Annotated in this window: 15 protein-coding genes and 1 pseudogene; 11 read left to right on the top strand and 5 right to left on the bottom strand. The window is 39.8% G+C overall.

The window, feature by feature from the left end; translation table 11 throughout:
- Nucleotides 1–659: pseudogene (locus Q0954_RS19495) on the bottom strand (hypothetical protein); the annotation flags it as partial.
- A gap of 244 nt (nucleotides 660–903) precedes the next feature.
- Complete coding sequence (locus Q0954_RS19490; RefSeq protein ID WP_299459273.1) at nucleotides 904–1,386, bottom strand: hypothetical protein; 483 nt, start codon at nucleotides 1,384–1,386, stop codon at nucleotides 904–906.
- 543 nt (nucleotides 1,387–1,929) lie between these two features.
- Between Q0954_RS19490 and Q0954_RS19485 the strand changes: the two genes are divergently transcribed.
- The 11 genes from Q0954_RS19485 (at nucleotide 1,930) to Q0954_RS19435 (ending at nucleotide 16,808) form a co-directional block, all read left to right on the top strand.
- On the top strand, nucleotides 1,930–3,321 hold the full coding sequence (locus tag Q0954_RS19485; RefSeq protein ID WP_299459272.1) for a tetratricopeptide repeat protein: 1,392 nt from the start codon (nucleotides 1,930–1,932) through the stop codon (nucleotides 3,319–3,321).
- Nucleotides 3,322–4,270: 949 nt separating this feature from the next.
- Nucleotides 4,271–5,107 (top strand): hypothetical protein, encoded by an 837-nt coding sequence (locus Q0954_RS19480; protein WP_299459271.1) that lies wholly within the window; start codon nucleotides 4,271–4,273, stop codon nucleotides 5,105–5,107.
- 4 nt (nucleotides 5,108–5,111) lie between these two features.
- Complete coding sequence (locus Q0954_RS19475) at nucleotides 5,112–6,521, top strand: helix-hairpin-helix domain-containing protein (protein WP_299459270.1); 1,410 nt, start codon at nucleotides 5,112–5,114, stop codon at nucleotides 6,519–6,521.
- Between the two features lie 74 nt (nucleotides 6,522–6,595).
- Entirely contained in the window at nucleotides 6,596–7,996 is a 1,401-nt protein-coding gene (locus tag Q0954_RS19470) for a leucine-rich repeat domain-containing protein (RefSeq protein WP_299459269.1), read from the top strand.
- 367 nt (nucleotides 7,997–8,363) lie between these two features.
- Nucleotides 8,364–11,150: a DUF3352 domain-containing protein gene (locus Q0954_RS19465; protein WP_299459268.1), complete on the top strand. Its 2,787-nt coding sequence runs from the start codon at nucleotides 8,364–8,366 to the stop codon at nucleotides 11,148–11,150.
- 268 nt (nucleotides 11,151–11,418) lie between these two features.
- Nucleotides 11,419–11,997: a hypothetical protein gene (locus tag Q0954_RS19460; protein WP_299459267.1), complete on the top strand. Its 579-nt coding sequence runs from the start codon at nucleotides 11,419–11,421 to the stop codon at nucleotides 11,995–11,997.
- Nucleotides 11,998–12,173: 176 nt separating this feature from the next.
- Nucleotides 12,174–14,459, top strand: a complete 2,286-nt coding sequence (locus tag Q0954_RS19455) for a TonB-dependent receptor (protein ID WP_299459266.1) — start codon at nucleotides 12,174–12,176, stop codon at nucleotides 14,457–14,459.
- A gap of 168 nt (nucleotides 14,460–14,627) precedes the next feature.
- Nucleotides 14,628–15,140: a hypothetical protein gene (locus Q0954_RS19450; RefSeq protein WP_299459265.1), complete on the top strand. Its 513-nt coding sequence runs from the start codon at nucleotides 14,628–14,630 to the stop codon at nucleotides 15,138–15,140.
- A gap of 98 nt (nucleotides 15,141–15,238) precedes the next feature.
- Complete coding sequence (locus Q0954_RS19445; protein WP_299459264.1) at nucleotides 15,239–15,604, top strand: heavy-metal-associated domain-containing protein; 366 nt, start codon at nucleotides 15,239–15,241, stop codon at nucleotides 15,602–15,604.
- 397 nt (nucleotides 15,605–16,001) lie between these two features.
- Complete coding sequence (locus Q0954_RS19440) at nucleotides 16,002–16,448, top strand: response regulator (protein ID WP_299459263.1); 447 nt, start codon at nucleotides 16,002–16,004, stop codon at nucleotides 16,446–16,448.
- 9 nt (nucleotides 16,449–16,457) lie between these two features.
- Nucleotides 16,458–16,808 carry a hypothetical protein gene (locus tag Q0954_RS19435; protein WP_299459262.1) on the top strand — a complete coding sequence of 117 codons (351 nt, stop codon included), beginning with the start codon at nucleotides 16,458–16,460 and terminating at the stop codon, nucleotides 16,806–16,808.
- A gap of 22 nt (nucleotides 16,809–16,830) precedes the next feature.
- Here Q0954_RS19435 and Q0954_RS19430 read toward each other — a convergent pair whose 3' ends face one another.
- The 3 genes from Q0954_RS19430 to Q0954_RS19420 form a co-directional block, all read right to left on the bottom strand.
- Nucleotides 16,831–19,365 (bottom strand): SpoIIE family protein phosphatase, encoded by a 2,535-nt coding sequence (locus Q0954_RS19430; protein ID WP_299459261.1) that lies wholly within the window; start codon nucleotides 19,363–19,365, stop codon nucleotides 16,831–16,833.
- A 178-nt stretch (nucleotides 19,366–19,543) separates the two neighbouring features.
- On the bottom strand, nucleotides 19,544–19,669 hold the full coding sequence (locus tag Q0954_RS19425) for a hypothetical protein (protein WP_299459260.1): 126 nt from the start codon (nucleotides 19,667–19,669) through the stop codon (nucleotides 19,544–19,546).
- A gap of 25 nt (nucleotides 19,670–19,694) precedes the next feature.
- Complete coding sequence (locus Q0954_RS19420) at nucleotides 19,695–20,108, bottom strand: BLUF domain-containing protein (RefSeq protein ID WP_299459259.1); 414 nt, start codon at nucleotides 20,106–20,108, stop codon at nucleotides 19,695–19,697.
- Nucleotides 20,109–20,127 lie beyond the last annotated feature (19 nt).

The raw sequence follows: 20,127 nt of genomic DNA, 5'->3' as shown, positions 1-20,127 counted from the left end.
AAGGGAGTTGAAGAAATTACAAAAAAAAGCTCTAAGAATGGGCTATCAAATACAAAAAATAGCTTCCTGATTATCAGTAGATTATGAAATTGGTAGATGGAAGGGTCTGCTTTTAGATTTTCTAATAAAGGCAAAATTGGGGCAGGGTCTTTTTTGAGCATGCGCAAAGGACTTGCCCAAGGCAAACGCGGACGACAACCTTCGCTGGCGAGACGACGCACGTGATGGTTGGAGTGGGTAGACCATTCCAGCATTTTTGCCATGGTTTTATCGAAGTATTTTTCTATCAAAGGACGAATGGCAAACTCGGCGCTGGAGTATTGGGTAAAAAGCTCAAGCGCAGTGATAGACGTTTGCCAGTCGTTTTGCCCGTATGCTTCTACAAAATCGGGAAACAGCATGCCGTCAAAATCACTGAATTTTGGGGCTACTTTTGACAAAACTTCTATGGCTTGTGTATAATCTACGGGCAAAGTTTGTTGTAAACACTGCGATGCGTGCCGCATACGGGCTTTTAGTTCCAGGTTTGACCACTGGCTATTGTACAGTAACTGTTGAAAATGTTGCGTGTCGAATTCAGGGTATACTTGCAGAATTGATTGACTTAATTGATCAAAAAAAGCGGGTTGAAAATAGCGGTCTTTGAGTAGCTTTGCCATAATAGTCAAGTAGTTTACAATGTGGGTTGCAAGATAAAAACAAGCTAGAGAATTGACTGCACACATGGCTAACTTTAGCTGTAGGACGGGCAGATGAGTGATGGTTGGAATAAGTGAATTGGAGTTGAAGGGCATTTTTTGATGGGGGAGGAGGTGGTATTACACTTAGGAGATAGAGATAGACATCACCCACACCAACAATTTTGATTGGGTATGGGTGATGGTTTTTTCTGTATGCTGTTTGCTACAACTCAGCTTTTACATACTCTTCAAAGGCGATCTCACCCCCTGCATTTTCGATATATTTTTTAGTTTTTTTGTAAAACACTTTTATTTTCCTGCCCTTATATTTTGCCTGATCAGCCTCAATAGTTTGGTAGGTAGCATCAGGTTTAAATACCCAAAAGTCATGGGTTTTGCTTTGAGCATCCTTGATGATGAAGTGAAACAAATCTCCTTGTTCTATTTCTTGAAAAACCCCTTCTACAAAAGCCTCTTGAGTATTATTGGCTTTAGTCCCTTCCCCTTTCTTGTCATCGCTGATTGTTTTTACAGGTTTCGTGTTATTAGTAGCTTCAGTGTTTTTATTGGGTGTTTCACTGCTGGTTTTTACACTGGTATCTGCATCGGTTTGTTGGTTTTTGGTGTTGTTTGTACCCTCACCACAAGCAGTAAGCAAAGCAACTGCAGCAATTATTGCCACCAAATAGGTCGTAGTTTTTTTCATTGAGTGGGTTGATTAGTTGAGAAAGCCACAAGATAAGAGAATGTGTCAGAAATAGAAAACCAGGGGAAACGAAATGAAAAAAGAGAAAATAAATAAGGCATTATTGACTTGATTTGTCAACAATGCCCGTTACACTACATCTAAAAATTAATGGTTTTTCTATGGTATATGGTTTTTATAAAAATTAGTGGAATTGCTTCAAATAGCTTTTTTAAGCTTTCTACAACTCCATGGTGTTGTGATTATAGCACTTTTCTTGGTTTCAAAAAATGGTTTTTCTATGGTATATGGTTTAATTATATTATTATGTATTTAATAGTAGTGTATATTAAATGGTTATATGTATCACAAAGTACTATATAATTTTATTTAATTACAAGCTTTTGAAAAAAATAATTACATATCCTTGCAAAAAACTTTTTAATTCACGTATAAAAAACAATACACAATGAGAATTTTAATCAGGACTGTACGATGCTTGAGTTTTAGTATTAGGGGTAGGCAATCTGGGAAGAGAGATGAAAACCTAAAAATTGAAATATTATGAGTAAAACTAATGAAGAAAACCTAAGAGCTTTTTACGAAAAACTGCTGGAGATTAAAGACAAGGAAGCACAAAAGTCGTTGAGTCAACAGGAACTCAAAGAAATAGCCCTTGACCTGGGTTTTTCGGAAGACGAATGGCATTTGGTGGAGCAAAAAGTAGAAGGCCACCTCAAAAATGGGCAGAGTTTTTTGAGTTTCGAAAATTGGAATGATGCTATCCAACAGTTTGAACAAGCGCTTCAGCTCAGCCCCAACAATCTGGCGGCTATTTATGGACTGGCAATTGCCTACCGCTCCATGTATCACGAAACCTCTCGGGCAAACTACAGAGAACAAGCCATTAACTATGCCCGTGTTAGGTTGGTAAACGAGCCTGGACACGAACCCTCTATTCGTATTATAAGCGAGCTGCAAAAGCCCTCACAGGCCAAAAGTGTGACCGCCTCGCCTCATGCGCAAATGCCTGCCACAAATGCCGGCAGTAAACGTGCTTCTATCATAGTAATGGCATCAGTATTCATTTTGTTTATGGCAGGTGCGCTCATCTTTTTTTCAGTTCAACGAGCCTCAGACGAAGATAAAGTATACGAGACAGAAAAATATTTGCCAGAAAAAACTGCTTCTTCATCTTCGCCTCAATATACAGTTCCTACCAACAGAAACCGCAATAATGTACCAGTAAAGTTTGTGAAATCGTCGTGGAGTGAGAACTTTAAACTTGCGCGTATAGAAAAATCTGCAGTAACAAGTTCCTCCCGACAAAGGCTTTCTTACAAGCTATCAGGTGCCTTGTTGATTACTGGTAACCTTCCTATAGAAGAACTTAAGCTAAAAGTAGAATTTGTTACTCCAGAGGGTAAAGTAGGACTGGCTGAGTATGTGTCGGTAGTAAAAAAATACCAGCCCAATGCCATCAAAGGCGATTATGTGCCGTTTTACCTGTCGAAATACAGTAAAAACTATGCTGCAAATGATTTAAGCGAAGTGCGTCTCTTAGTGCATGCTGTCAAGTATGGCTCATGGAAAAAGCCTACCCATCGCCCTATACCTACTTTGTGGGCTTATGACCGCCCTCAGGGGATACAAATAGATGTACTAGAGCGTGCACAAGAAGTAAGAGGTTATGCCAAGTCTACATCTCATAAAGTAGAAGTGAACTTTATTAACAAAGGCAAAGAGTCTTTACAACGATTTAAAGTAGAAGCCCAGTGGTTGAACCATAACGATGAGATTGTTCACTCGGTGACTCGTACGTTGGTGTATCCACATCAGGCAGATTGGTACCCCAATCACAATCGCCTGCATCGTTTTCATGCGTACATCAAAAACCTCACTCCAAGAGAAATTAAAGGTTATAGAATCAATATCATAGAAGCCAGTACCAAATAGGAATGGTTTAAGAAATCATTGCTCGTCAAGCCCAAGTCATTATAAAAATGATTTGGGCTTTTGTTGTATCTATGTATTTATTTTGACCGAATAAAAAAAACTAAGGAATGGTGAGAAATTAAATTACCATTCTTGAGGTAGAGGTTTTGTTTTGAGACGAGGCTATTTTTTGCGCCCATAGAGCTTGAATTCCGAACTTGATTCGGAACAGCGCTACGGGCAATAAAAATAACGAAGTATCAAGGCGAAAAATCACCCCTTAGAGTGTAAATTTATTTTTGAACAATTCCTAAGGAACGATGCAAAAATAAAGTTGTATAGTTTAAGGAAATATTTTTTGGTCAGGCGAGGTCAAAAAACGCGGCATAGCCATAGCTATGGCAAGTTTTTTTAACGAAGCATATCCAAAAAAGAGGAGGTTAAGAATGTAAATTTATTTTGACACCGTTCCTAAGGAATGGTGTAAAAATAAATTTCTATGGTTTAATAAAATATTTTGTTGCTAGACGCGGCAAAAAATCGGCTAATAGCATCGCTATTCGGCTATTTTTTAACAAAGTATAGCCTCAAAAGATGAGGTTAAGAATGTAAATTTATTTTGGTACCATTCCTAAGAAGGGCTTTCCCACGATTTTTGATAACTTGTGATGTTATTTTTAGGAATGGCGAAAAAATAAGTTACTGAACATTCCTTAGTGATCTTTCATAAATAATTTGAGCCATTAAAGTGTATCTATTGCCCTCATTCTTCTCAAAAAAAAAGCCTCATAGCTTTGGCTATGCACCGTTTTTTTTGAATCGTCTGAGAACAATATATTTTCTTAAATTGGCACATCTTATTTTTTCCAGATCACTTACCAAACAAAAATGCTGACGTTTGCCTTAAAGATAAATGCCTCAGAGTGAGTCCTGATCATAAGGTTAATTCATTATTTACTAGATAAAATATATGGCTTTTGAAGTAGTAGAACACAAATTGGTAAGCAAAACGGGTAATTTCTTTACCTGTGAAGATCAAATCGTAGCAACTGATTACCACGCTGCTGTGATAGATGGCGCCACTAGTAAACTAGCCACAACATATCAGGGAAAAACTACAGGGCGTTTTGCGGCAGAAATACTCAAAAACGCCATTGCCAGGTTTCCGGTGCAAGTCACTTTCGACGAAGCAGTAGACTTGCTTACTTATGCATTAGCCAAACATTATCATCGAAACAATGAGTATGACTATCTAAAAGAACATCCCCTTGAGCGCCCTACTGCTTCGGTGGCTATCTACTCAGATTATCAGCGCGAGGTTTGGCTCATTGGCGACTGTAGGTGTATGATAGACAAAAAAGTATACAACCATCGGCGAAGACCAGAGGAAGTAATTGCCCGGATAAGGGCATTGTATCTGGAAATTGCCTTACAACAGGGGGCTTCAGTGGCGTCATTGCAACACCGCGATATTGGCAGAGAGTATATTTTACCTTTGCTGAAGGGACAAGTAGCTTTTCAAAATTCCCACAGCAATCATCCTTACGGTTATAGTGCAATAGATGGTTTTCCGGTGGTAGATAAGCACCTTTCGGTGATACCAGTAGATGGTGATGACGTGTCTATAGTATTGGCAAGCGACGGATACCCGGTATTGTACCGTACTTTAGAGCAAAGTGAGAACTACCTGTATGCTGCACTTAAAAAAGACCCTTTATGTTTTAGGGAGTTTCTAAATACCAAAGGAGTAATGAAAGGCAATATATCGTTTGATGATCGAGCTTATTTACGCTTAAACACCGATTAAGTCCATGTTAAAAGAAGTTAAAACACTGTTCGAGGCTCTTTCTTCCAATAATAAACAATTGGTAAGGACTAAAAAATTTGAGGCAGTTGCTGCCCCAATAGATTTGTATGAACAACTGACAGGAGTACATCAATATGCCAAAAAAATCTCCAAGCTTCGCCCAGATGACAAGCATGCTTTAAAGAAAAAGCAGCTGATGAAGAATCTTTCTATTTATGCACTTTTTATCCCTGTATTAATTTGGGTATTGGTAATGTTGTTTATATTCGCCAAGCCTTTTTTTTGGGTGTGTGTGTGGATTTTGTTGGGTTTAGTGTTGTTGGGCATGTTTTGGTGGTGGCGAGACATTGTTCCACGCTGGCGTAGGCGGCAAATGAATGTAAGGCTAGACGTATTTGATTTCTTAATGCCTTTGTTGTTATTATTGCAAGAAGAACTCAAACCAGGCGAAAAGTTGCATCTAAAGCTGAACCTACATAAAAATAACCAACACAGACTCCGTTACAAAACCAAAAAAAACTATATAGTGATGCCTCATCGGGTGATTGTGAGGTGGTTGCCTTTGTTTTTGCTTCTATCTTTGGTAAGCTATGGAGTAGCCAGGTTTTGGTTTTTAGATGCATTGCCAGCAGGAATGCTTGACGTTGTCATTGTGGGAGCTTTTTTTCTAATGTTGGTATTTTTTCCGTTTTTGATATTATTGGGAGGTTCATTATTTGGTAAAAGCCCTAAAGTGAAAACAATAATAAGACAAGCCCCCAAGCTAGACCTACAGGCAAGACTTGCCGATGGTACCTTATTGCACGTAAATGTAACTCACCTGACAATGCTGACTACCAGTGTAAAGAAAAAAATAAAGGTAAAAAACTACAGGACTGCCAAAACCAAAAAGAAGCATAAAACCAAAACAGTGACTACCGTCAAAATGGCTTTTCCACAAAGGCAATACCCCTTAAGCAAAGAGACTTTTATGAACAGGTTTAGCAAAAAACCACGAATATCGCGCAGAACCATTGCCAAAATGAAGCGGAAACCAGGAGAGAAGCGCAATACTGTAATATATACCGATGTGATCACTCAACAGGGGCAAGGCCACAAATCATTGTTTTATGCGATGCCTGATTTTGACTGGTTTGCCAAGTTGATCATGGAAGGGGGCTACCATCCACTTAGAGGAATTACACAAGATAAAGCAAAAACGCAAAGTGTTTCGTTAGATGTTGATAGAGATAACCTGACTACCATTGGTGGCATAGGGCGTGCTACTGAAGCCAAACTATATGGTGCGGGAGTTTTTACTTTTGCTCAATTGGCAAATATGAGTAAAGTGGAGTTTCATGCATTGCTCAAAAAAGTAGACATTAGCCCCAAACAAGCCACTGACTGGCAAAAACAAGCCAAAGAATTGATGTAGTTTTTAAACGTGAAATCAACATTGGTTTGCAATTATAACCTTCATCAAGATGTGCTTATTAATAACTTACGACTATGAAAAATCTACTTACCTTATGTCTACTGATACTCGTGTATACTACTCAGGCTCAAACTGCCAAAATATCGTCAACTGGGAAATACTATTTTGTAGATTTGGAAGGCAAGCAAATCAAAAAATTAGGTAGCTGGAAATATGCCAAAAGCATGGACATATATACTGGGTGGATGCAGGTAAAAGATTCAAATGGCGTGAAGTTTTTGTTAGACAAGACTGGCAAAACCTATAAGGTAGCTTATCAGTTAAAAGACATTCAATCTGACACTCAAGCCCTGGATTTAAGCCAACAATCACTGACTAGCTTGCCAGCAGAAGTTTTGCAAGCAACTCAATTAAAAGTATTATTGTTGCATTCTACTGGTTTAGAGGTGTTGCCCCAAACCATTGCGCAACTCACCAATTTGGAATGTCTAAACTTACGTGGCAATAATTTGATCGAACTGCCTTCGACTATAGGCAAGCTCACTCGCTTGAAAAAGCTAAATTTAGAAAGTAATGAATTGACCAAGTTGCCCGCAACTATAGGTAAGCTTACAAAGCTGGAAAGCGTCAATTTAAATTACAATCATTTAGTTGCGTTACCTGCCTCTATTGGGCGACTTGTGAACTTAAAAAGGTTGGAAATACAAGACAATCAAGCCCAGTTGAGCAAAATACCCACTACCATAGTCAAACTTACAAGTTTGACTACCTTGATCTTAGATGGAAATCCGTTGAAAAAATTACCTGCTAACATAGGCAACCTTACCAACTTGACTATGCTAAGTTTAAGCGGTACTTCTTTCCGTCGGCTACCTGTTTCCATTGGTAAGTTAGTCAATTTGAAAGGATTGTACCTGGCAGATAGTCAACTAGAAAAACTGCCTGCTACCATTGGTAAACTCAAGAACTTGCAGTGGCTAAACTTACGCTATGCCCCATTGAGCCAACTACCCCCATCATTTGTGCAGCTTAAAAACTTGACTAGTTTAAATTTAAGTGGGCATAACTTTGATAAATTGCCACTAGAAATTTTACAGCTGACTGGTTTAACCAAGTTAAATATAGGCGCAAGCAAGTTGACTGAGCTACCGCCAACTTTTGTCCAACTTGCTAATTTAACCAAGTTGGTCTTAAACAGAAGTTTACTGAAAAAACTCCCTCCCGAAATCATACAGTTAAAAAAACTACAAAAATTAGATTTGAGCGGTAACCAACTTACCCGATTACCTGCTACCATTGTTCAACTCAAAGAGTTACGCTACCTGTCTTTAGACAGAAATCAACTGAAGGAACTGCCTCCCAACATTACCCAATTGAGCAAGTTGACCAGGTTACACCTTACGAGCAACCCTATTTCTCGGAATACCCGGCAAAAAATAAAACAATCATTACCCAAGTGCAAAATTCAGTTTTGAGCACTTTAGTACAAGCTGACATTACACCCTGACTATGAAGCTTGTAAGGCTTTGATCAGTACCTTATCCTCTAAGTAAATGCACTATTTATTTTGGATGAGATTTGTTTTCTGACGAACTTCAAAAATATCGCATAGCCATAGCTACGCGATATTTTTGAAGTAAAGTCAGGGGGCGAATATCGCCGAAATAATGTATCAGGTATTTAGAGGTTGAGGTACTAGTACCAATTATTTACTATTTTGATGTCTTTACCTGCAACTCTCTCTTTAGATTACTTGAACGATACAAAAAAACAGGCGAACTAAAGCAAGATACTGGAGATAGTTGTTAAATTTGATGCTGAATTATCGCTGAAAACTAAGGTATGAAGAAGTTTTTGAAAGAGAAGATTTTGGATAAATACCCCAAAAGGGTAGTGTATGGGGCAGGAGCAGGGTTAGCCATTTTGCTGATTGTTTTGCTATTGGTATGGTTGAGCAGTGGACGACGCAAGCCAAGTGCTTTGACTATGATGCCCAACAATCCGGTATTTGTATTTGAAACCAACAATGTGTTGAATCTTTTCAAAGAGGTAGAGGCAAACCCCATGTGGAGCAACCTGGTGCAAACCGATTATTTCAACACGGTAGCGTCTCGTACCCAATACTTTATCGAAATTCTATCTAAAAACCCCAAAGGAGTTTCATTGTTGGCAAATCGTACAATCACCGCCAGCGTACACGTAACCTCCAAAGAAGATTTTGGTACTTTGTTTTTTGTGCCAGTACCCACCTCCCTGGATACCCAATACCTGGGCGAAGTACTTTCTTACTTTCGTGCCAAGCCTGAATTTCAGTTTTCCGAGCGTACTTTCAAAGATTTTAAGATTTATGAAGCTAAGCAAAAAGGAACCACCAGCATTTTTTCTTTTGTGATATACAAAGGCTTTTTTATGGGGAGTTACAGCTCCATTCTGATAGATGACGTGGTGCGACATGCGTCATCGGGCGAAAGAACATATCGGGTAACCGAAGTAAAACGAGACTGGAAAGACCTTACTTTTTGGAAAAACAGCCACCTGCGCATGCACGTAAACCCTGAGCAGTTGCCTCAATTTGTGGCGTCAACCAGTAACGAAAACCTGGTGCCTTTCTTTAAGCCTCTGAAAAAATTTGCAGAATCGGCATTGTATGGTACCCATCTTGACAACAGCCAAATGGCTTTTACCGGACTCACCCTTACCAATCCTGGGGAAGAAGGGGAGTTTATGAATGTGTTTGCCAAACAAAAAGCACATCCCTTTCAGTTGAAAAACTACATCCCCAACAATACCGCCATTATGTATCACCTTACTTTTGCCGACCGCGAAAAATTTGTGAAAAACGTAAAAGAATATTGGGAAAAACAAGACGAAGCTTTTGTGCAGAAGCAACGTGATATAGAAAGTAAAAATGGGATAAGCTTTGCGGATTTCTATAAATTTCTGGACAAAGAAATAGGTTTTGCTGTGTTGGAAATGGGCGAAGAACAGCGCGAAACCCACAAATTGTTATTTATGCGTACCAATGGTTTGGTAGGGGCGTTGAATGTGCTCAAGCAGATGGGTAAAAAAGTAGCCGATAAAATGGGGCAAACGCTGCAAATTCAAAAATATGGCAAAGCTGAAATAGGCGAAATTCCTTTGAGCGAGTTTCCCGCTGCTATGTTGGGCAATACCTTTCAAGGGTTTGAGCGCTGCTATTTTAGTTATGTAGGCAATGCGGTAGTGCTGGCCAATGACATAGCCATCGTACGTAACTTGTTAGACGACATTCAACGCAACGACGTGTGGGGCAAAACCACCCGCTATAAACTTATGCTGTCAAAAATAAAGCAAACGTCGAATCTTACCTTTTTGGTAAACATACCTAAGGCGTGGAAAATTATGTACAAAAATGCCTCGCCTAAGTGGAAAAAACTCATGAGCCAGTACGAAGCCCAAATCAAGTATTTTCAGTGGCTTACTGCACAGTTTCATTATGAAGGCGAACAGTTTCATTCACAGTTGAGACTCAAGTTTACGGGAGGGCAAATGGACGAAAAAGTAGACAAGAGTTACCACCCATTGGTAAGCGCTACTTTAAGAACGGGTATTTACACGCCGCCTTACTTAATGAAAAACCACCGAAAGAAAGGCGTCACCGAAATAATGGTACAAGACTACGAAAACAGGTTGCACCTGATCTCAGAAACGGGCAAGTCGTTGTGGCAACTGCGAATGTATTCACCTTTGCGAAGCGTACCTGTACAAATAGACCGCTACCGTAATAAAAAACTTCAATATGCTTTTATTACCAACCGTCATATCAACGTGATAGATCGGGTGGGGCGTCCAATAAAAAAATTCCCGATTCGTATTCGAGACTCTATCCGTTTGCATACCATGTCGGTGCTGGAGTTTGGGCGGCGCAATTACCGTTTTTTAGTGACAGACATACACGGCAAAGCCCGTATTTATAACCATGAAGGACAGTTGATTTATGGTTGGAAGTCGAAAAACCTGGGAAGTAAACTGGCGGCACCTGCCCAACAGGTAAAAGCTGGTAAAAGTTACCTGATGTTTTTGCTCGAAAATGGTTTTGTCTACGCTTATGATCGTCGTGGTAAAAAGAAACCAGGGTTTCCACTGAGTCTTCAGATCAAGACCAGCAATCCAATGGTGGTAGACAAGAAAACATTGACGTTTACGTGTTTGTCAGACATTGGTCAGCTTATCTCGTTTGACATAAACGGCGACATTGTAAGCAAGAAAAACTTGCCTAAGCCTTACCGTAATGCCAAGTTTAAGTTATGTGTTGACAAAAAAAGCAATGACTGGATTATTATGGTAGATGGAGGCAGCAAAATTACTGCCCTCGACAAAGAGGGAAGAAAGCTGTTTGAAAAAGACTTTAAAGATCGAAAAAGTTTCTCTTTTCAGTACTTTAACTTAGATACAGACAAACGCTTTGTAGCAGTCACCAGCAAAATGGAAGCAAAAACCCACATTTTAGATTATGGTGGCAAAAGTTTGGCAAAGCCCCTCAACAGTACCAAAGACGTAGTGTTAAAACTTGATCCCAACGCCAATCGATTGATGATCTACCGTTGCTACAGTCAGTTTGCCGGAAGCTATGCTTTAGACCTGGAGTAAGGGAAAGGCATGCAAATGGATTTTTATTGAGTTGAAGTAAAAAGTGGGTCAAATGCCCACTTTTTTTATTGGTGAATGCTCAATGTTGGTGTTGGGTAAAATGCAAAAAAAAATCCGCCCTGTGTTTTAAAACAGAACGGAAGTCCCTTGTTAGTTGGAAACTAAGTGTCTTCATCTAATTTCCGGCTGCAAAAGTAATAGATAAAATAGTATCTTTCAAAAATTTAATAAAATATTAACAAAACATTACTTCATCTATATTGTTAATATGGCGTTAAACCTGCATAAAGTATTGGGTATTCGCTCATTTTTAGCTTATTTTGTAATTGTGAATAAACGCCAAAAACATATCGTCAAACAATTTATTAAAAAGTCGGTAGCTTGCTTGCTGGCTATTTTGGTGTTAACAAGTTCGGCTGGGGTGCCCCTTTACAAACAAACCTGTTTGATGATGGATGGCGCCGAAATATTCACTTTGTTCCAACCAGCCCATAGTTGCCCCAAACCTACGCCTAAGGTTACTACCCATTGCCACCAAAAAGCTGCAATCCAGACAAAGGTGGCGTTACAGAATAGGCTGCTACATGTGGAGCCCTCTAAATGCTGTAACTTAAATATTGAGTGTTGCGATTTGAGCGTAGATTTTATCAAGGCAGATATGCAAAGTAGTACCTGGCAAACCATTTCTCTTAAGGTCAATCTTTTGGCCATTTTATTGCCATACACTTTAGATTACCTGCAATGGCAGCCAGTATTATACACTCCTGCCAAATACTATTATACCGACACTTCCCCGCCATTGCCTGGCAAACACTTAATTATTCAAAAACAAAGTTTTCTTCTATAAGTTTTTTGTGCGGCACACCGTCAGCACATTCCCTTCTATTGATACCCATTCATCAATTTTGTGTGGTTTATAATATGCTATATATCACCAAATTGTCCGGGTTTTCTCATCATCAATATACCATTTCATATCCGCTTTTGGCTACCCCATCAATTGTCGTTTAAAGACAAAAACAAATGGAGGGAGTAAAAGGCAGGTTTGAACAAATTCTTATAGAAAAGACATTGAAACGAATGAACATAAAAAAAAGCATTGCATTATTTATAATGAGCCTTGGAACAGGGCTGGGCCTTGTTCAGGCACAAGGTCACATTAAAGGCACAGTAGTTGAAAAAACCGATGGCAAAGAGCAAGTCTTGATAGGCGCCAGTGTATATTGGGCAAATACTACTACAGGTACCAGCACCAATGTCCAGGGTGCTTTTGTGTTGGCAAAAGTAAGCACTACCCAGCAATTGGTAGTGAGCTACGCTGGTTATCGTAACGATACCATTGAGGTAGCCAACCGTAATGAAATAAAAGTAGTGTTGCAAACCCTCAACGAACTGGAAACAGTAGTTGTAAAGTCAGAAAAGGACATCGATTTCAACCCCATCAAATCGGAGTTGATCACCGCTAAAGACCTGCGCAAAGCTGCTTGTTGCAACTTGTCCGAAAGCTTTGAAACCAACCCATCGGTAGATGTAACTAATACCGATGCTGTCACAGGTACCCGGCGTATCCGAATGTTGGGATTGGACGGGGTGTACTCTCAGATTATGGTCGAAAATATGCCTTCGGTTCGTGGGCTGGCATCTCGTACCGGGCTCAAATTTATCCCTGGTACCTGGATCAAGTCTATTGCAATTAATAAGGGAGCAGGTTCGGTAGTCAATGGTTATGAGTCGGTTACCGGGCAAATCAATGTAACCCTTGCCCAACCCAATAACAGCGAACCTTTATTGGTAAACCTATACGGCAATGGTGCCGGAAGGATAGAGGCAAACATAAACACTGCCCATACATTTGGTAAAGACAGCCGTTGGAGCACCGCTTTATTGTTGCACGGGCACAATACGAGCCAGGGGGTAGACCGTAACAATGACGGTTTTTTTGACATCCCACAAGGAAACATGATGGCAGTAATGAACCGTTGGAAGTATAAAGGAGACGTGTTGAGGGCTCAGTTTGGCGTCAAGGCGGTGTATGTAGATAAGTTTACCGGGCAAGCTGCTTTTAATCAATCTCAGGAGCGTACCACTGCTTTGCCCTATGGCATTGGTTTCAATACCCGTCGTTTGGAAGGGTTCGCTAAGTTTGGTATATTACCCCCCAACCATCCTAACCAAAGTTTAGGTATTATTGTATCAGGAATTCACCATGAAGATAGTTCTTTTTGGGGGGTCAATGATTTTAATGCTGTTCAGGATAATGTATCAGTCAATGCAATTTTCCAAACCCAAATCAATCCTCAAAACAGGTTTAGCCTGGGGGCAAGCTACTTGTTTGACCGTTACGACCAAAACTATGAACAGCAACACCCTACCAGCCAAACCTTTGTTTGGAAACGAACCGAGTCGGTACCTGGCATATTTGCCGAGTATACCTTTGAGCCTAACGATCAATGGGCGCTGGTGACTGGAGTACGAAACGATTTTCATAATTTGTATGGCAACGTATTTACTCCACGTATGCACCTTAAATACAGTGTGACCCCTACCTCTATAATAAGGGTTTCGGGGGGCAGAGGGTTTCGGGTAGCAAACATCATCCCCGAAAACTTTGGGTACATGATAAGTTCACGTAACCTGCAGGTAGCCAATGACCTACAGCCCGAAGTGGCCTGGAACTATGGCATTAGCTGGACGCAAGAGGTGCAACTAGGCAAAACCAAGGGTAAGATTACAGCAGACTTTTACCGTACCGATTTCGAAAATCAAATAGTAGCCGACCTGGATGCCAGCGCCAGTGCCATTTCTTTTTATAACCTGGAAGGCAGGGCTTTTGCCAATAGTTTTCAGTTGGGGTTAGAGTATGAGCCTTTCAAAAGGTTTGATGTAAGCGTGGCTTACAAATATTATGATGTACAGTCTACCACCAACAATACTTTGCAACAACAGCCTTTTATTGCCCAAAACCGCTTCTTTTTGAATTTGGCGTATGCCACAAGGTTCGAAAAGTGGTCGTTTGACTTTACCACTCAATGGTTTGGTGCCAAACGTTTGCCTAATACTGCGGGTAAACCCGAAGCGTTTAGGTTGGCGCAGAATACCCCAAGCTTTTTCTTGTTGAACGCCCAGGTTACCCGTAATTTCAGAAATTGGTCTTTGTATGTAGGCAGTGAAAACCTGACCAACTTTCGTCAGGACACTCCCATTATAGACCCCTCTAATCCTTTCGGGAGTCAGTTTGATGCTGGGCTGGTTTGGGCACCTGTATTGGGTAGAATGGTGTACGCAGGTTTACGGTTTTTTATCAAATAAATGGCGATAATTATAGTTTGTGTTTTAGCAGTACTTGTGCTATAGTATCAGACAAGGCAAGAGAGAACAATATTTAAAATACACCTTCAGGCTTCAAAATAGATATTGAAGCTGTTGAAAATAAGAATAACAGATTTTTAATAATTAACCAACCAAAATAGAGCAAATATGAAAAAAATACTATGCATAGCATTCATGTTATTTGGAGTGGTTCAGTTGAGCCAGGCACAAAAGAAAGATTGGGCATTTGGGTTGCGTGTGGGCGAACCTACAGGTCTGAATATTAAGAAATACTTAGGTGGTAAAAACGCCCTGGAGTTTAATATTGGTTCGAACGGCTGGGGCTATTCTCGCGGGCGTAAATACTGGAAAGGAGAGTTTCGCCGTAGTTTGGTCATAGGAGCCAATTATCTTTGGCAGCTAAGTGCGGGCAACACCCAAGGGCTGGATTTGTACTTTGGTTTTGGAGGCCAGTTGAGCTCTCGCCGCTATTGGGACAGAGACATTAACCGGGAAGAAAATGCCTTGGGAGTAGGAGTAACCGGGGTGTTTGGGCTGGAATATTTTGTTTCTGCCAGTCCTGTATCTTTTTTCCTTGATTTTGGACCATACATTGAACTTGCACCAGCTGCGGGTTGGGCTTGGATTGATGCTGCCCTAGGGGTAAGGTTCAACTTGTAAAAGCAACGTTAATTTTAGTAAATAATATATTTTTAATATAAGTAGCCAGGCGTATAAGTATCGAAAGGCTTGTCGCTACTTAATAAATACACATATTTATGAAAAATAATAAACTGATTTGGTTAAGTTTTATTTTTGTGTTGGGCTTTGTTGTACAGGCACAAGCACAAAAAACAAAAAAGCGTAAAAAAGTAGCCACTCTTTCCATCAAAACTTCGGCACAATGTGGCATGTGCAAAGATCGTATTGAGAAGGCAATGGCTTATGAAAGAGGAGTGAAAAAAGCGGTGTTAGATGTAGAGTCAAAAATGTTAACGGTTACTTACAAAACCCGTAAAACTAATCCCGACAAACTACGCAAGGCAGTGTCTAAAGTAGGGTATGATGCCGACAAAGTAATTGCTGAGCAAAAAGCCTATCACAAACTACCCGCTTGTTGTCAAAAAGGAGGACACGACAACTAATTAATTGAAGTGGCGAGGTACAAGCGACAAGCTTCAAGTGCCAGTTATATTCGTACCTGAAATATATAAATGACTGTAAGTTAAGCTTTTACAGTTTATATGCTGCAACTTGGGTTAATTATTAAATTTATCCCTGTTGTTTAAAGCAGAAGCGGCACCCGCGTAGCAACGAGTGCCGCTTTATTTTTGTCCTCCTTGACACGCAAGTCAAATTACAGTAGAAGTAGTAACCTGTCCACTTCTTAAGTGCTTAACATTAGAAAACACCTAGGCTTTTAGCTGGTTATTTTAATAAATTTGAGTATTTTGTAATAACTTATGTCGAAGGTGTTACTCAATTAGTTGGTCTTTGGATGATCTTCTGTATTTTACCTCCAACTTAATAAATAGAATAACTATGGCACAGTATTCAGCGGAGTTAACCTCAAAACTACTGGAAGAGGAAGAGTTTTACCTAATGGTGATAGATGATGATGACATCAACTGTATGATTATTAATGAGTTGCTGAAAAATTGGTCGTTACACACTGTATTTGTAAACTCTGCCGAAGAAGCCATCGAAAAAATATCCCAAGCTCCCCAAAGCATCGACCTGGTGTTGATGGATATACACCTACCCAACATAAATGGAATAGAAGCCACCCAGCTTTTGCGGCAGCAGTATGCGTTGACTGTGCCAATAATTGCGCTCACCGCCGATGCTATGAAAGGTACCAGAACAAGTATGATGGAGGCAGGAATGGATGATGTGTTGTTGAAACCTCTAAAACCAACTACTTTTCATCAAACAATAGGGTACTACATTCAGCAAAGACTAAATGACAGAAAAATAAATACGAACTAAATAACACCAATGTCTAAAGATAAATCACTGATAGAATCGCTGGCAGAAATGGGGCAGGATGACCCTGAATTTCGCAAAGAAATGGATGCCCTGTTTATAGAAACCCTTGACGAGTTTTTGGGGGCTTATAAGGAGGGTGTGCAACAAGCCAGCCCGGAACAATTGAGTTTTGCTATTCATAAAATAAAATTTGCGGTAAAAATGTATGCCATAGAAGATATGTACAAAGCCGCTGAGCAAGGCCGGCAACTCGTGGCAAGCACTGTTTACACCCCCCAACAATTGACCCAATGCCTGGACGAGGTAAATACCCTTTGCATGCTGCATCGGCATAAAATTGCGCAGAGGTTGACACCTTAATATAAGGCGTGGGGCGGTATAGTTATACTTGTACCCCTATTATGGTAATATCATCACGTTGTTCGGCGTTTTTTTGGTGTTTGGCAAGGGCTTGCTCAAATACCGTTATTTGCTCTTTCATAGGCAACAACTTGGCCTCTTCGATTACTTTTAGTAGTCCTTTTTCGGTAAAACTGCGTCGTTTGGGGCTAGGCATATCTACATACCCATCTGTAGTCAAATAAATAAGGTCACCTTTATTCAACGTTATTTCTTCATTAGTAAATTCACGTTTTTTTTCGTGTTGCCACCCTCCAATACTGGTGCGATCGCCTTTGAGTTGACCAATATTGCCGTCATTTACATAATACAACGAACGTTTGGCTCCTGCAAATGTAACCAATACTTTGCTTTCCTTAGTTTCATCTATTCTGCAAAAGCAAACATCCATGCCATCTGTATTGTCTGATTTGGCCTGCTTGAGCGCAAACCTTACCCCAAGGTGCAATTGCTCTAGAATGCTTGCCGGACTTTTTACCCGTTTCTCGTTTACTATTTCGTTGAGCAATGAAAATCCGATCATACTCATAAACGCCCCTGGCACCCCATGTCCGGTGCAGTCAACCGCAGCAATAAATATTTGATCTTCAATTTTATTCATCCAATAAAAATCCCCCGAAACCACATCTTTGGGCTTATACATTACAAAATGATCCTCAAGTGTTTCGCCCATTCTTTCATTGAAAGGCAAAATTGCCTGCTGAATGTTTTGGGCGTAGTTGATGCTTGCCATAATTTTATCGTTCTGGCGGAGCAATTTCTGGTTACTCGATTCAATAAAATCACGTTGAGCAATAATTTCTTCCTGGTTTTGCATCAACTCCTCATTTTGGGTAGCAATTTCTTGTTGTTTTTTCTGTAACTCATTGTTTTGAGTCTCAATCTCCTCTTGTTTGGTTTCCAGCAGGGCATTTTTGCTTTCTATCACATTATTTTTTGTTTCCAGTTTTTTGTTGGCGCGTCTTGCCATGATAAAACTACCCAACACCAATACAATAATAATAGAGAGTAATATACCAGCACCAATGTAAAATTTTTCCCGTTCTTTCCTTTTGTTCTTTTCACTTTGCAGCTTTAGTGCTTGAACCTCTTTGCTTTTTTGTAGCAGTTCATTTTCTTTTTGAATCTCCTTTTCCTTGAGCTCTTTTTGTTCAATGGCAAGTTTTTGCAGCTTACCTTGTTGCTGTAGCAAGGCTATTTTCTTGGCTTGTTTTTCTTTATTCAATTGTTGTTGAGTTAGCAACAGACTTTGTTTGGCTTTTTGTTGTTCTAGTGCTTGTTGTTGTAGTTTGGCTTGTTGTAGCGCCTGGGTTTGGCGCAATAGCTCCTTGTCGCGTCTCAACAACTCATTTTCTTTAGCTTTTTTTTCTGCTTCCAGTTTTGCTTTATTTAGCGCCAGCCCCTGTACTTCTTTGTCTACCAACAACAAGCGTAGCTCTTTTTCTTTTTTGTCTACAACGGCCTGTTTTTGTAGCAAAGCTTTTTGCTTTTGATTGGCTTGAGCAGCGAGTTCATCTTTAATTTTAGCATGTAGTTTGTAATACTTCAAGGCTCGGCGGTTGCTGCCTCGGTGTTGGTAAATCGTAGAAAGCGTTTCGTAGCTTCTCATGAGCGTTGCCTTGCTGTGGGCATTTTTACCAAATTTAATTGCCCGTTCAGTGTATAACTGTGCGTTTTCATCGTCACCCATCACCACATACACTGCTGCTATATAGTTACACAGTTCGGCAATCTGGACTTCTTTTTTTTGGCTTTCTCTAATTTTAGCCGCCTCAAAAAAAGACAGTAAAGAGTTCTTGTTATCACCTAGTAACTGGTAAATTACCCCTTTGTTGGTAAGAATGGTACACATTTGCTCAAGGTCGTTTAACTCCTTGTATAGTTGAAGTGCCTCCGTAAACGCCTGGAGCGACTGAGGGAGTTGATTAGTATATTTGTAAAAATAACCAATTCTGTTTACTGCTTCGGCTATCCCTTTTTTATTCCCTGTTTTTTCCTGAAGTTGGCGCATTTTCTGACTATATTCCAGCGCTTTTGTAAACTGCGATTTCACATTGTAAATGTCAATGAGGCGTTTGAGCGAAGCTATTTGACCTGGCAAGTCATTTTTTTGTTCGTATATAGCCAACGACCGCTGGTGATAGATCAATGCCTTGTCATAATTGCCAAGTTGTGTATAAGCGTTGCCTATGCGGTTGGTAATGGTAATATCAGGGTTGGTCTTGTATGCCAATAAGTAGTACTCCAGGGCTTTCTCGTTTACTCCCCATTGCTCATACAATAAACCTGTTTCATAGTTTACCAATGATAGTTTTTGAGCGTTGTTTTTTCTGGCATAAGCCTGCGAAGCCTGCAGGTAAAAATCTAGTGCGGTAGCATATTGTTTTTTTTGTTTGCTATTTCTGGCTTTTTGTAATAATTCATCGGTAGATGATTGTGCATAAATACTGGTAGCTGTTGATAGAAGGATGGATAAACAAATGAATAAAGCAGACCTAAGCATATTGTTGTTGTCCATTCTCATATAAATTTATTTTGGCAAAGCTAAGCCTTTTGTTTAGCCCGTTGAGATGATTTTTTCTATAGTTAGATAACAATAATTTAACCGAAAATATTGCTATTTTAGCTTTTATAGGGTTTGTTTTTGTTTTTTTGACTAAAAATACAGCCCTGGACTGAGGTTGTATTGGGTGGGTTTAGTTTGTTGTTGTGAAGAATGGGCGAATGGCAGCCGTAGTAGGAAAATTTAAGTCTTTGCTTCTTATTTTGAAGAAGGGCAACAAAAACCCTTGCTGATGGTAAATGGCAAGGGTTTGATACATATAATGTCTACTTTTATTGTTGAAGTTAGTCATTAAAGAGCCTTGATATAATCTTTACTGCATTGCTGTTGGTTTCTCCCTCTAGTAGTTGCTGAAACTCTTTTTTTTCCTTCTCTTGCAGCGTGCTCAAAAATTGATATTCAGAGTCCATTTCTTTACCAGCCATCTGCCAGCTAGGAAAAAAACGTTCTTTGATTGGCTTGAGCGACAGCATCAGGGCTTTGTCATGGCGCGAATCAGTTTTAATTTTGTCGTACAAGGTCACAATCTCTTCATTATCTCCTTCCAGTACTTGCAAAAACTGAACTTTCGAGTACAAGAGCACCCCCGTAATATTTTTTTTGCCATTGTTTTGTATACTTTGCTTAAGTATCTTTTCTACCTCTTCATTGGTACAGGAAGAGTTTCTAAAACTGATGTACAAGAGTTCTGACAACATAATTTTTGATAAGGTTTGG

Source organism: uncultured Microscilla sp., from assembly GCF_947493425.1.
Taxonomy (GTDB): domain Bacteria; phylum Bacteroidota; class Bacteroidia; order Cytophagales; family Microscillaceae; genus Microscilla.
Note: the sequence above shows the minus strand (reverse complement) of the source record. Positions and strands in the feature narration are given on the sequence as shown.